The 13,795-nt window shown below is 61.3% G+C and carries 9 protein-coding genes; 5 read left to right on the forward strand and 4 right to left on the reverse strand.

The window, feature by feature from the left end; translation table 11 throughout:
- The 5 genes from ENE74_RS09195 to ENE74_RS09215 all read left to right on the forward strand — a co-directional run.
- Window positions 1-1,595 (forward strand): tandem-95 repeat protein (locus tag ENE74_RS09195; protein WP_164847438.1); only part of this gene is annotated, 1,595 nt, incomplete at its 5' end.
- Window positions 1,596-1,943: 348 nt separating this feature from the next.
- Window positions 1,944-4,373, forward strand: coding sequence for a type I secretion C-terminal target domain-containing protein (locus tag ENE74_RS09200; RefSeq protein WP_164847439.1), 2,430 nt, complete (start codon window positions 1,944-1,946; stop codon window positions 4,371-4,373).
- 616 nt (window positions 4,374-4,989) lie between these two features.
- Window positions 4,990-6,270, forward strand: coding sequence for a sugar transferase (locus ENE74_RS18495; RefSeq protein WP_241241929.1), 1,281 nt, complete (start codon window positions 4,990-4,992; stop codon window positions 6,268-6,270).
- A gap of 248 nt (window positions 6,271-6,518) precedes the next feature.
- Entirely contained in the window at window positions 6,519-7,820 is a 1,302-nt protein-coding gene (locus ENE74_RS09210) for a UDP-glucose dehydrogenase family protein (protein WP_127690659.1), read from the forward strand.
- Window positions 7,821-7,822: 2 nt separating this feature from the next.
- Window positions 7,823-8,800 (forward strand): SDR family NAD(P)-dependent oxidoreductase, encoded by a 978-nt coding sequence (locus tag ENE74_RS09215; RefSeq protein ID WP_127690660.1) that lies wholly within the window; start codon window positions 7,823-7,825, stop codon window positions 8,798-8,800.
- 28 nt (window positions 8,801-8,828) lie between these two features.
- Here ENE74_RS09215 and ENE74_RS09220 read toward each other — a convergent pair whose 3' ends face one another.
- From ENE74_RS09220 to ENE74_RS09235, 4 genes are all read right to left on the reverse strand, one after another.
- Complete coding sequence (locus tag ENE74_RS09220) at window positions 8,829-9,965, reverse strand: glycosyltransferase (RefSeq protein WP_127690661.1); 1,137 nt, start codon at window positions 9,963-9,965, stop codon at window positions 8,829-8,831.
- Between the two features lie 92 nt (window positions 9,966-10,057).
- A complete protein-coding gene (galU, locus tag ENE74_RS09225; RefSeq protein WP_127690662.1) occupies window positions 10,058-10,930 on the reverse strand; it encodes a UTP--glucose-1-phosphate uridylyltransferase GalU in 873 nt (290 codons plus the stop codon).
- A 143-nt stretch (window positions 10,931-11,073) separates the two neighbouring features.
- Complete coding sequence (locus ENE74_RS09230) at window positions 11,074-12,822, reverse strand: MFS transporter (RefSeq protein ID WP_420902580.1); 1,749 nt, start codon at window positions 12,820-12,822, stop codon at window positions 11,074-11,076.
- A gap of 43 nt (window positions 12,823-12,865) precedes the next feature.
- A complete protein-coding gene (locus ENE74_RS09235) occupies window positions 12,866-13,765 on the reverse strand; it encodes a LysR family transcriptional regulator (protein WP_127690663.1) in 900 nt (299 codons plus the stop codon).
- Window positions 13,766-13,795 lie beyond the last annotated feature (30 nt).

A 13,795-nucleotide genomic window follows, 5' to 3' on the forward strand; every position in this document is an offset into this window, starting at 1 on the left:
GCTTCGTGTATACGCCGAACGCTAACTACAACGGCACGGACAGCTTCACCTACACGCTGAGCGACGGCGCGGGCGGCAGCGATACGGCGACGGTGAGCCTCACCATCGCGGCCGTCAACGATGCGCCCGACGCCGTCAACGATAACGGCGGGTCCACTGCCTATGAAACGCCCCGGTCGATCAGCCTGGCCAGCCTGCTGGGCAATGATACGGACATCGATGGCGGTGCGCTCAGCGTCGTTTCGGTCCAGAACGCGGTCAACGGCAGCGTTGCGATCGTCGGGGGCAATGCGGTCTTTACGCCGACGGCGGGCTATTCGGGTGCGGCAAGCTTTACCTACACGGTGAGCGACGGGGCAGGGGGCACCGATACCGCGACGGTGGCGCTTACGGTATCGCCGCCGGTCAGCGGCGATGATGATCTGTTCTTCAGCACGCTGGCCGACGAGCTGTTCGACGGGGCGGCGGGGAACGATACCGTCAGCTATCGCAACATCGCGATCGTGAACGGTCAGGGCGTGACCATGCGGCTGCGCGACAATACGCCGCTCAATACTGGCCCGGCAGGCATCGACACATTCATCAGCATCGAGAACATGAATGGGTCTTTGGGCAATGACGTGCTCTATGGCGACAGCAAGATCAACGTGCTGCGCGGCGACAGCGGCAATGACCGTCTGTTCGGTGGCGCCGGGAACGACCAGCTTTTCGGTGACGATGGCGATGATTTCGTCGATGGCGGTCTGGGCGATGATATTCTGTCCGGCGGTCTCGGCATCGACACGCTGGATTACCAGACGATGACGGTCGGCGTCACCGTTAGCCTTGCCAACAGTGGTGTCCAGAATACAGGCGGCGCGGGTCTTGACCGTGTGAGCGGTTTCGAAAATCTGCGCGGGTCGCGCGCCAACGACGTGCTGACCGGTAATGCCGGCAACAACGTCATTGGCGGCCAGACGGGTAATGACCGGATCATCGGCGGCGCGGGTAACGATCAGCTTTCCGGGGATTCGGGCGACGACATCATCGACGGCGGCCTTGGCGATGACGTTATGGCGGGCGGCACCGGCATCGATACGCTCGATTATTCGTCGATGACGACCGGCGTCACGGTTTCGCTGGCCATCACCCAGTTGCAGAACACCGGCGGGGCGGGGACCGATCGGGTCAGCGGCTTCGAAAATCTGCGCGGATCGCGCGTCAACGATGTGTTGACGGGCGATGGCAACGCCAATGTCATCAGCGGCCAGACAGGCAATGACATCATCTACGGCGGAGCGGGAGACGATCAACTCTTCGGCGACGCGGGCGACGATATCCTGTTCGGCGGTGCGGGCAGGGATGTTCTGGCCGGGGGTGTCGATGCCGACACGTTCGTCTTTACGTCGCTGGACAACGATCTGGTGAAGTTCGATGCAGCCGACGTCATCAACGTGTCGGCCTTTGCGGGAGCGAATGTGGCGATCAACAACGTCTATGGGCGCTGGTTCGTGACCTTCGATACCGACAACGACGGCCTGTTCGACAATGGCGGTTTTGAAGTGCAGGGTGCTGGTTTCGACGCTTCGAAACTAGATTTCGCTCCGCTGATCTGACACCGCGACACAGGCCCCAAAAAAAAAGGCGCATTTCGATGCGCCTCTTTTTTGTCGTCAGAAGGCTTACGCCGCGGTCGGCTGTGGCGTCGCGCCCGTGAATGGAGTGCACGGCCCTATCGACCATCGCCAACCGGCATGTCATGGTGAAAATCATCAAGCCCTGCCGTTTTTCTGACTGATCCGGCCAAAGGAATGGTTCTTGTGCTCAGCATGGTCGCGCATATTCGCCGGATTATCGCGCATTTCCGCCGCTTTGATGGTTTACGCCTGATCAACTGCGTTCACTTACTTGGTTTTACGCTGGCGCTGTCAATTCTGCCCTCACCAATTTCCAAGGGGCAGGCAATGAGCGATACTGTGGGAGCATTTGAAGGCGCGGAAGGCTTCGGTGCGGCGACCGTCGGCGGGCGCGGCGGCACCGTCGTGCACGTCACCAATCTGAACGATACCGGGATCGGGTCTTTGCGCTGGGCGCTCGAAAGCCTGAGCGGTCCTCGTATCATTGTGTTCGACGTCGGTGGCACGATCAACCTGAAAAGCAACATCCTGATCCAGAATGGCAATGTGACGATCGCGGGACAGACGGCACCGGGTGAAGGCATCACGCTCGCCGGAGCGGGTGTGCGGATCAAGGCCGACGAAGTCATCATGCGCGGCATGCACATTCGTCCCGGCGACGGCGAAGGGCACAAGCCGGACGATCGCGACGCGCTGATGATCGGTACGACCGACTTCGTCGTGAATAATGTCGTGATCGATCACAACAGCTTCACCTGGGCGATCGATGAAAATGTCGCGATCAACGGGAAGGTGCAGGACGTGTCCTTCACCAACAATATTGTTGGCGAAAGCCTGAGCCGCAGCCTGCACAGCAAGGGCGAGCACAGCAAGGGGCTGCTGATTTCGAACTGGGGCGGTGCAGACGATGATGCGCAGCGGATTACCGTTGCCAAGAATCTGCTGACCGACAATATGCAGCGCAACGCCGAAATCCGCGCCGGGCAGGATATCGAGTTCATCAACAACTATATCCATAACTATGGGCTGGCGCATGCCGGAACGGCGATCGGTGGCGGCAACAGCGGGACGCTGACGACCTCGGTCGACGTGATCGGCAATGTCTGGCAGCCGGGCGTCGATACGGGTAACAAAACCAAGGCACCGGTGATGCTGGCAACCATGGCTTCCGACAGCCTGATAACCCTTGTCGACAACGTCTATTTGAAGACCGCCGTGGACGCGAATGGTAACCAGAATCAGAACGGTATTTATTATCGACATTCAGGCAACGCCACCGTCCGCCTGGCCGATGACGACAGCAGCGGCCTCACCATTCTCGATTCCAGTGACGTGCGCAGCCATGTCCTTGCCAATGTCGGCGCCGTCAACGGCTCCGGCCGCGACGCGATCGATACGCGCATCGTCGCCGAGGCGGCCAGCGGCACCGGGCGCATCATCAACACGGTTTCTGAAGTCTACACCGCCCCGGCAGAGAAAGCCCAACCGGTCGCCGCAACGGACAGCGATCGCGACGGCATGGCGGACTGGTATGAGGATCTGTACGGCCACGACAAGCGCGTTGCCGACGACAAGGGCGATGCCGACGGCGATGGCTACACCAACGTCGAAGAATATATCAACGGCATCATCGACGGCTTCGATGAGAAGGGCGCGCGCCTGTCCGCGAAGAAGGTCGACCTGTCAAAAGGCGAAAAGCTGGATGTCGTGGCGCTGAACACGCCGCAGGCCGTCCTCGGTTTCCTGGCAGGCGGCGGCAAGGTCGACCTGAGCGCCGTGGTGAAGAGCTTCGACAGCAGCCAGAACCAGTTGTCCGATTTCGTCGAGATCGCGCATGCCGACGGCAACAGCTATGTTTCGGTCGATCACGATGGCGTGGGCGGCACCTCGATCAAGACGCTGGTTGCAGTGGTGCAGGACAGCCTGATTTCCATGACCGATGTGACAGTAAACCCCGCGAAGCAGGCGGCCGATGCGCAGGTGCCAGTTGTGGAGGAGGATGTGGCGCTGGCTGTACCGCCGGCCTATGATCCCACCATCTATGTACAGGGCACCAGCGGCAACGACACGTTCACCGTGCGATCGGAACTGGAGCGCATCGTGGAAACGGCCGATGGTGGTGCCAAGGACCTGGTGGTGAGCTATGTGTCGCACACGCTCGATGCCCATGTCGAAAATCTGTCGATGAAGGATGGTGCCATCAACGGCACCGGCAATGGCCAGGACAACCAGATCGTCGGCAATGCGGCGAATAATATCCTGACTGGTCTTGATGGAAACGACCGGTTGTTCGGCGGTGCCGGGAACGATCAGATCATCGGGGGAACTGGCAACGACTGGCTCGAAGGTGGTCTGGGCGACGACATGTTCTTTGGCGGCACTGGCGCCGATACGTTGTTCGGCAACGGCGGAAAGGACTTTTTCTGCTTCACTTCGGGCGAAAGCGGGGCGACGGTGAAAGCTGCCGAGGACCGTATCGTCGATCTGACGGCCGAAGATTGCGTTCTGATCGACAACAAGCTCGTCGAATGGGCCGATGTGACCGGCGTGATGATGACGCGCGGCAATTATGCGACGGCATTCGGCCTTGCTTCCAGCCTGATTGCCAAGGGCGAGGACAAGGTTGCGGTGCACGGCGCGCGCGATAGCTGGCTGTTCTGGGACAGCGATGGCGACCACATCATCGACTCCGGCGTCACCATGACCAACGCTTCATCGGTGCTGGCGTCGCTTACGACCGGTGCACCCGTCCTCTGACATCACGCATCCCATGTAGCAAGCATGCCGGGCCCTGTTCTACGGTGCTGCCGACCGAAGGACAGGGCCTGTCGCTGCCCGGTGCGGCATATCAGCTATATTGACGCGGCCGTTTCCGGTTTCCGCAAGACTGCTGCAGGGTGAACCGGTTTACATCGCTGCGTCCTCCGACCATCGGTGGCGCAGGTGCGGCGAACCGCGCTTCCGCAACGCGTTTTTTGCGTGGCAGCATAAGTATCTGTAAGCATGGGCTTAACTGCCCTCGCCGGAGTTCTGGCCAGTCCCGCTTTGAGACAGCGATACGCTGCGCGACCAGCATTTGCGGGCGATTTCTTCTGCTGAATTACTTATATCAGTTCGTCGCTATATATAGTCCGGTGCTCGTATAACACTATATCAACCATTGCTATCCATACAGTAGGCACGTAGAAATGCTGTGCCGCAGCAAAATCGGTGTTAGAGAGTTCGCCGCCAGTTCCGAGCCAACAGTTACTCGAGGTAACTTGTGTCGAAATTAGAGTATATTAGCCGTCCTGCTGCCCCGATAGAGACGGGCGCCCGCCTTGATAAGGAATCGTTGCGGCTCCGGCTGTACAGCGTGCTTTGCCTGGGTGATGTGGCATCCATCCTCGTCGGGTTCCTGCTGGCATCGCGTATTCCCTTGGTTACCGCGAGCCTCGAACAGGGGTTGTTTGTCGCTTTGATCATCGTGCCGATCTACGGTGTGTTCGCATTCGCAAATCAGGCTTACTCGCTTGCCGCGGTGGTCAGCAGCGTCGCGAGCGTCCGTTCCGCGCTGTTGTCTCTGGCGGCTACGATTTCGGTGGTGATCGCCGGATGTTACGCCATCCAGATGCTCGAACATCTCTCGCGGGGACTGGTCGGCGCAGGCAGCCTCATCAGCGCGTTTCTCATCGTGATAAACCGTACCGGCATGCGGCATTATGTCCGGCAGGCGCATGGCAAGGGCCTGAGCAGCGAAATCGTGATTGTCGATGCGCCGCTCGACGATGTGCAGGTGTCGGGCGAGAATATCGTCATCGCCCGCTACGCCGGGATCGAGCCTAATTTGAACGACCCGCTGATGCTGCATCGCCTTGGCGTCATCCTCCGCAGCTTCGACCGTGCGGTCGTCATTGCGGAGCCTGAACGCTGGGCGTCATGGTCGCTGCTGTTGAAAGGGGCCAACATCACCGGCGAATTGATGATGCCGTCGATCAACATGATCCGGCCAGTCGGTGTCGGTCGGCATGGCACTGACCATACGCTGGTTGTCGCACATGGCCCGCTGGCGCTGGCGAACCGCGCCAAAAAGCGTGCGCTCGACCTGCTGGTAACGATTCCCGCGCTGGTGCTGCTTGCGCCGCTCATGCTGCTTGTCGCGCTGGCCATTCGGCTGGATTCGCCCGGACCCATTTTCTTCAAGCAGCAGCGCATCGGTCGCGGTAACCGCATGTTCAACATCCTCAAGTTCCGTTCGATGTATCACAACCAGTGTGACCTTGAGGGCGCGACATCGGCCAGCCGCACCGATAACCGGATTACGCGCGTCGGTCGCTTCATCCGCGCGACCAGCATCGACGAGCTGCCTCAGCTTATCAACGTGCTGATCGGTGACATGAGCCTCGTGGGGCCGCGCCCGCATGCGCTTGGCTCTCGCGCCGGGGACAAGCTGTTCTGGGAAGTCGACCCGCAATATTGGCATCGCCATGCGCTGAAGCCCGGCATCACCGGTCTTGCGCAGATCCGCGGGTTCCGCGGCGCGACAGAGCAGCATTCGGACTTGCAGAACCGGCTGAACTCCGATCTTGAATATGTCGAGGGGTGGAGCATCTGGCGGGATTTGTCGATCCTTATCGCGACGGGGATGGTCGTGGTGCACAAAAACGCATTCTGATCGGCAATCAATCCAGGCTTGCTCGACAGTGCGTCGGCCTCATGCGTGTTACGCAATGCAATGGATCGTGATGCACCGAACAGCTTGGCTCTTGCGGGATTTCATAAATCTGACTTTGTCTTCTGTTGAAAGCCGCGGATGAACGGATTATCGCCGCAGGCCTGCCTATATCGCGGTTAATCGCCTTGCGAACTTCTTTGCCGCCACTATGGTGCGGCGCAACATAAAATGGTGGAGCTGCTACGACGATGCATATCACGATGATTGGTTCAGGCTATGTCGGTCTGGTTTCGGGGGCGTGCTTTGCCGATTTCGGCCATGACGTCGTTTGCGTCGATAAGGACGAGCGGAAGATCGCGGCGCTTCTGGAAGGGCGCATGCCGATCTTTGAGCCTGGCCTGGACGAGCTGGTCGCGCGCAACGTCGCGGCAGGGCGGCTGCGTTTCACCACCGATCTCAAGGAAGGCGTGAAGGACGCCGACGCCGTGTTTATCGCGGTAGGCACGCCGTCGCGTCGCGGTGACGGCCATGCCGATCTGTCCTATGTCTATGCCGCCGCCGAGGAAATCGCGCATGCCATCACCGGCTTCACCGTAATCGTGGACAAATCCACCGTGCCTGTGGGCACTGGCGACGAAGTCGAGCGCATCATTCGCGAGGCCAATCCGCAAGCCGAGTTTGCCGTCGTTTCCAATCCCGAGTTCCTGCGCGAAGGTGCCGCGATCGACGATTTCAAGCGGCCCGACCGCATCGTGATCGGTGGCGACGATCCACGCGGTCTGGAAGTCATGCGGCAGGTCTATCGCCCGCTTTATCTCAACAAATCGCCACTGATCGAAATGAGCCGTCGCGGGGCCGAACTCACGAAATATGCCGGCAATGCATTCTTGGCCACCAAGATCACGTTCATCAACGAAATCGCCGATCTTTGCGAAAAGGTGGGCGCGGATGTGCAGGATGTCGCGCGCGGCATTGGGTTGGACAACCGCATCGGATCGAAGTTTCTGCATGCCGGTCCGGGCTATGGCGGGTCGTGCTTCCCGAAGGATACGCTGGCCTTGCTCAAGACCAGCCAGGATTATGATGCGCCGCAGCGGATCGTGGAAGCGGTCGTTGCAGTCAACGACAATCGCAAGCGCGCCATGGGCCGCAAGGTGATTGCGGCCATGGGCGGCGACGTGCGTGGCAAGACCGTCGCCTTGCTTGGCCTGACCTTCAAGCCCAACACCGATGACATGCGCGACAGCCCGGCGATCGCCATCGCCCAGACGCTCGAAGACGCCGGTGCCACCGTGCGGGCCTATGATCCCGAAGGCATGGAGCAGGCAAAGCCTCTGCTGCCCAAGCTTGTGTACTGCACCGGTGCCTATGATGCCGCAGAAGGCGCAGATGCGCTGGTCATTGCGACCGAATGGGATGCGTTCCGCGCGCTCGATCTCGACCGGATCAAGGCGCTGCTGACACAGCCGCTTATCGTCGATCTGCGCAATGTCTATCCGCGCGACATGATCGAAGGTGCAGGCTTCACCTATCATGGTGTCGGCCGGTGAGCATGAGCGGACCTGTACTTGTCACCGGTGCCGCGGGGTTCATCGGGCACGCCACCGCGCATCGTCTGCTGGAGCGCGGTGAAACAGTCATCGGCGTCGATATCGTCAATGATTATTACGACCCGGCCCTGAAGGAAGCGCGGCTTTCGACCTTCAACGGGCGTCGGGAGTTCAGCTTCCATCGCGCGGACGTGTCCGACGTCGAAGCGATGGCCGCGCTGGTGCGTGACAACGGGGTCAAGCGGGTGGTTCATCTCGCGGCGCAGGCCGGGGTGCGCTACAGCATCGAGAACCCCTTTGCCTATGAGAAGTCGAACCTGGCGGGCCATCTTTCCATGATGGAAGCGTGCCGGCACGCCGAAGGCTTCGAACATCTGGTCTATGCGTCGTCCAGTTCCGTCTACGGCGAAAAGCCGATGGGCGGTGAAGGCTTTACTGAGGATGAAGCGGCGATGTCGCCCGTGTCGCTCTATGCTGCGACCAAGCGATCCTGTGAGCTGATGAGCCAGGCCTATGCCAAGCTTTATGGATTTCCGCAGACGGGACTGCGTTTCTTCACTGTCTACGGACCCTGGGGTCGGCCCGACATGGCCTATTTCTCCTTCACGAACAAGATCATGAAGGGCGAACCGATCGAAGTCTATGGGGAGGGCAAGATGGCCCGGGACTTTACCTACATCGACGATATCGTCGATGGCATCATCGGATCGCTGGACAATCCCCCCGAACGCGGTGTCAACCGGGTGCTCAACATCGGCGACAGCCATCCAGTGGGCCTGATGACGATGATCGAGACGCTGGAGGAGGCGATCGGCCACAAGGCGGAAAAGATCATGCGGCCGATGCAGCCAGGCGACGTGACAGCGACCTATGCCGATGTGTCCAAACTGCACGCCCTGACGGGGTACAAGCCCAAGGTGATGCTGAAGGAAGGCCTAGGTCGCTTTGCGGAATGGTATCGAGACTATTATAATCGCTGAATGATAGTCCGCCGCCTTTCCTGCGCGATCAGTTGCGGGAGGCGGCGGGCGTCCATATGGCGTAGGTACGCCCGCGTAGCGCATCGATAACGCCGATGAAGGTGGCCGCGATCGATAGGGCTATTTCGGTTATCTGCGACAGCACTGGCACCGCAAACAGTCGGCCAGCGACGAACAGCGCACCGCTCGCCAGGGCCAGACCGAGCGCATAGGCACCAAGACCGTTCAGCGTCATTGCAAGCAGCAGCGCGGCTATGCCGCAGGCCAATATCGGTGCGCCGAACCAGCGCAACAGCTTGTGCGACAGATATTTGTAGACATCTAGCGCCGTGAAATGCCGCCGGATGGAAGGCCAGAGATGGCGATGCGTGTTGAACGCCCGGCAGGCAATCCGCCGCTTTCGACGAAACTCGTCACGCGGATCGGTGGTGCCTTTTTCATAGGCGACGACATCGGACGCGCGGATCAACCGCAGACCGTGAAACGTCACGCTGATCGAGGCTGTCATGTCATCCAGCAGATGCGCGGGGACATGCGGATAGAGCGCGCGCCGTGTCGCGAAGATCGCGCCGTCGGCGCCCATCATCGATCCGCAGCGGGATTCCAGTGCCTTGATATGCTCTTCCAGCCGCCAGTAGAGACCGCCGACGCTGGCCGTCACGCCATCGGCATCGTTGATATAGCGCAACGTGCCGGACACGCCGCCAACGGCAGGATCGCGGAAATAGCTAAGGAGCGGTGTCACCGCCGCAGGATCGAGCAGGACATTTGCGTCGGTGAAGATACAGATGTCGCCGGTCGCTTGCGCCACCATGCGCCGCATACCCGTCGCCTTGCCCGTGCGTTCGGTCGCAGGCACAAGCGTGAGCAGGTCCGGCCGCCTCGCGAGCATCGCGGTCGTCGCGTCGCTACTCATGTCGGAATAGGCCAGGATCTCGATGTCAGGATTGCAGGCCTTGATCGCTTCGAGATTGGCGATCTTGGCGGGCAGCGCGGCCTCTTCGTTATAAGCGGAAAACAGCAGGCTTGCCGTGGGGAGCGGCGACGCGGGATCGGGCGCAAGCGGCCGTGCGCGCAACAGGCGCAGGCTCAGCGGATAGGTGACATAGGGGTGCAGGAACAGAACTGCACAGATCGCCGCCAGAAAATAGAAATGCGGTGACATGAGCGAAATGGCGACTTCCTGTCCAAAAGCTGTTCCCCGGCGCAGCCGGGGAACGCTCTAGCCGCAGGTCAGGTCATCACGCAAGGACGCTGTCACGCGCTCCGCGCGAGCATCTTCGTCGCGAAATCGCGAATATGCGCGCCGATGTCGTCGCGTTCCAGCGCCAGCGCGAAATTGGCTTCGATAAACCCGGCCTTGGAACCGCAGTCATAGCGGTCGCCTTTGAACGTCACGCCATGGAACGGCTGGCTGTCGATCAGCTTCGCCATGGAATCGGTAAGCTGGATTTCGCCGCCCGCGCCTTTGCCCTGCGTTTCCAGGAGTTTCATGACTTCCGGCTGGAGGATATAGCGGCCCGCGACGATCAGATTGGATGGCGCCGTTCCCGCCGCAGGCTTTTCCACCAGACCTTTTACGATCGTCAGGTCGCCATTGGTGCCCGCCGGATCGAGCACGCCATAGCTGGGCGTCTGTTCCATCGGCACTTCCAGCGCGCAGATGAGGTTGCCGCCTACCTGTTCATAGGCATCGACCATCTGCTTGAGGCAACCGGGTGTGCCGTGCATGAACTCGTCGGGCAACAGGATGGCAAACGGCTCGTCACCGACGATATCGCGCGCGCACCAGATCGCATGGCCCAGGCCCAGGGGCTCCTGCTGACGGATGAACACAGCGTTGCCCGGCGCCAGCCGGGTTCCTTCCAGCGCCGACATGTCCTTGCCGCGTTCCCGCTGCGTCGCTTCCAACTCGAAGGCCATGTCGAAATGATCCTCGATCGCATTCTTGCCGCGCCCGGTGACGAAGATCATTTGTTCGATGCCCGCCTCCATGGCTTCATCGACGGCATATTGGATCAGCGGACGATCGACGACCGCCAGCAATTCTTTGGGTACGGCCTTCGTCGCGGGGAGGAAGCGGGTGCCGAGACCGGCAACCGGGAAAACAGCCTTGCGTATCCGTTTCATGTGATTCCCACTGTTAAAGATGGAGAGCGTCTCGCCCGGCAGTCAACGCTTTGTCCTAGCCCGAATATCGTGACAATTGCGTGCAACGATGCACATCAAATCCGCATTTCGCAAGTGCGGTAACCATGTGCTTCGTTTCCCGGTCACCTGTTCAGAACACTCTGCCGCAGAGGCATGCCGCAACCAATGCTGTCCATGTGCGCGCGCAGCGTGGCGAGTGCACCGGCCTGGACACGCGCAGGCGGGATGCCGAGCGGAAGGAACGCCGCCCGGTCGAACAGCGCGACGCTGTATCCCGCGCAGAGCCGATCAATCGATGCAGTATCGAGCATCCCGAGCGAGAGCACCAGCGGCCGGACAAAGCGTCCGTGCTGGCTGCGCGCCAGATCGGTCGCGTAGACGCCGCCGCGCGGATCGACGATCACGAGATCGGTCGGGCTGGAGCGGATCAGCCGGTCGGCGGCGGCATAAGGCGCGACCCACAGATGCGCGCGCCAGGCAAGAAATGCCGTGCTGCAACAGGCAAGGACGCAGGCCGTCGCCAGCAACCGCAGCGGCAGGCGCCCCTGGCGTGACAAGGCGATCCAGCCATAGCCGCCCAGCAGACAGAAGCTGCCGATATAGCCGTGCATGTAGCGAAAGCCCCAGCCATAGACTTGAGCCGTCATCAGCGCCGCCCCCGCCGCGCAGCCCAGCGCCAGCGGGAGCACCGGTGTATCGCCCCGAAACAGACCGCGCCATCCGGCCGAGAGCACCGCCAGAACGGCCAGCGGTATCAGCAACAGGTTGTTCCAGGCAATGAAGCGGACCGAATAGGCAAGGGGGTACCAGCTACGGAACACGCGGCCGAAGAGGCTGGAAATCTTGTCGGCGACCCCGGCGGAGGGGCGTATGTCCGACGCCGGTCCGTAAAGATCGATCAGCAGTGCGGGCCACAGCTTCGCCCACAAGGCTACGATAACGACACAGACCAGCGCATGAAAGGCAAGGGCCGCCCAGCGGCGGTTCAGTGCGAACCAGAACAAAAAGCCGACGATAAAAAGCAGGACGAAATGCCACTGGTGTAGCCCGCCAGCAAGCACCGCGACGATGGCGGCCGCGCCATGCCCCCGCCAGCCGCCGCGCAGAATAGCAGCCAGCCAAAGCATGTTGAACGCAAAATGACCGGTCATCGCATAGGGCGTCATCGCCGTAACGAGAAGCTGCGCCGAGGTGAACGCCAGGAGCAGCGTCACCCACTGCGCATCCGGGCGGTCGGGGAACAGGAGGCGGGCATTATGCCACAATGCCGCAAGCCCGACAGCAAGCAGCACCGGCGCGGCCAGATCAGGATCGCCCAACCCGTCGAAAAGAGCGCGGATCGCGCTGTTCACCGGCAAATAGGTCGCCGCCCAATAATGGGTCGCGCCAAAGGGCGAAAAGAACTCCGGCACCAGTGCGCGGCGATAGTTGACCCATTCGGGCGGGATCGGCCAGGCGAGATGCCCGGCGCGCATATAGGCAGCGGCGAACTCCGCCATCTCTTCGTCACGCGACAGGCTGTAGTCCTGAAACACGATGGTCCGTCCGGCCCACGCCATCAGGAGGATTATCAGCATCGCGCCGCCCGCAATCCGCATGCTGGGCGGGCGCGGTGCGAAGGTCGATCCCCGTGTAGTCCAGAAGGCCAGCAAAACGATCGCGAGCAGGGTGCCCCACACCACGGGGAAATCCTGATCGAGCAAGAATATCTCTGCGATGCCGCGCCCCTTGGCCCAGCGGACATGCGCCAGATATGCCGCGCCAAGCAGCAACGCCATCGGGATGGTCCAGTCGAGCACCCATTCGCGTAGCCTGGCAGACGCCCCTGCTGACGTGTGCGTGACGGAGGAAGGCGGCGCGGCTGGCGTCATGCGCGGTGTCTTTGCCGGGCGCGGACGGCGGTGGCAACCCTCTTCACCTCTGCCGGTCCCATGGTGGCACGGGCGAATATAAGCCCTTGAGGAATTGTATGAACGCCGCGAGCGCGGGTGGCATATGCGGCATGGGAGGATGCACGGCATAAATCGCGATCCCCTGCGCCCCGGCGAAATCGGGCAGCATGCGTACCAGCGCACCCGAGTCCAGATCGCCATGGACATCCCACAAGGATCGCAAGGCGATGCCGACACCGCTGAGGGCCAGCTCGCGCACCACTTCGCTGCTGTTCGTGCGCACATGACTGACGCCGTGATGCAGCACCGTACCGCGCGGACCGCTGAGCCGCCAGGGCAATTGGCCCGTGGCGGCGAGCAGGCGATGCCCGGCAAGCTCCGCCAGCCGCTGCGGGGTGCCATGGGCCGCAATATAGGCCGGTGCGGCGCACAGCACGCGGGCATTGTCCGCCAGGTGATGCGCGGTGAGGCCGGGCGGTACATCGGCGGTAATGCGGATCGCGAGGTCGACAGTGCCTGCCATCAGATCGATGAAATCGTCCGAAAGGTCGAGCATAAAGTCGACGCGGGGGTGCGCGGATAGAAATGCCCCGACATGCGGCGCCAGATGAAGGCGTCCGAACGAGGTTGGCGCGGATATGCGAAGCGGCCCGCCGGGCGCTTCGACGTCGCCAGCCACTGACCGCTCCGCCTGCGCGAGCGCAGCCATGATGCCTTCAAGATCTGCATGAAACCTCTCGCCCTGCGCAGTCAGGGCAAGGCGGCGCGTCGACCGGTGGACCAGGCGCGTCCCGAGCCGCGTCTCCAGGCGGGAAAGCCGCTTTGACGCCATGGCGGGCGATATCCGCAGGCTGCGCCCTGCACCGGTCAGACTGCCGGTCGCGACAATCGCCATAAACAAGTCGTAATCGGGGTCCATCATGATTTTTGCATAGTAAGAAAAACTGTTGAT

The sequence above is a fragment of the Sphingobium algorifonticola genome, from assembly GCF_004005485.1.
Lineage (GTDB): Bacteria > Pseudomonadota > Alphaproteobacteria > Sphingomonadales > Sphingomonadaceae > Sphingobium > Sphingobium algorifonticola.

What these genes read in the sequence shown, in the direction of transcription:
- ENE74_RS09200 (WP_164847439.1), top strand. Translation starts at nt 1,944, where the DNA reads ATGAGCGATACTGTGGGAGCATTTGAAGGCGCGGAAGGCTTCGGTGCG.
- ENE74_RS09210 (WP_127690659.1), top strand. Translation starts at nt 6,519, where the DNA reads ATGCATATCACGATGATTGGTTCAGGCTATGTCGGTCTGGTTTCGGGG.
- ENE74_RS09215 (WP_127690660.1), top strand. Translation starts at nt 7,823, where the DNA reads ATGAGCGGACCTGTACTTGTCACCGGTGCCGCGGGGTTCATCGGGCAC.
- ENE74_RS09220 (WP_127690661.1), bottom strand. Translation starts at nt 9,965, where the DNA reads ATGTCACCGCATTTCTATTTTCTGGCGGCGATCTGTGCAGTTCTGTTC.
- galU (WP_127690662.1), bottom strand. Translation starts at nt 10,930, where the DNA reads ATGAAACGGATACGCAAGGCTGTTTTCCCGGTTGCCGGTCTCGGCACC.
- ENE74_RS09230 (WP_420902580.1), bottom strand. Translation starts at nt 12,822, where the DNA reads ATGACGCCAGCCGCGCCGCCTTCCTCCGTCACGCACACGTCAGCAGGG.
- ENE74_RS09235 (WP_127690663.1), bottom strand. Translation starts at nt 13,765, where the DNA reads ATGATGGACCCCGATTACGACTTGTTTATGGCGATTGTCGCGACCGGC.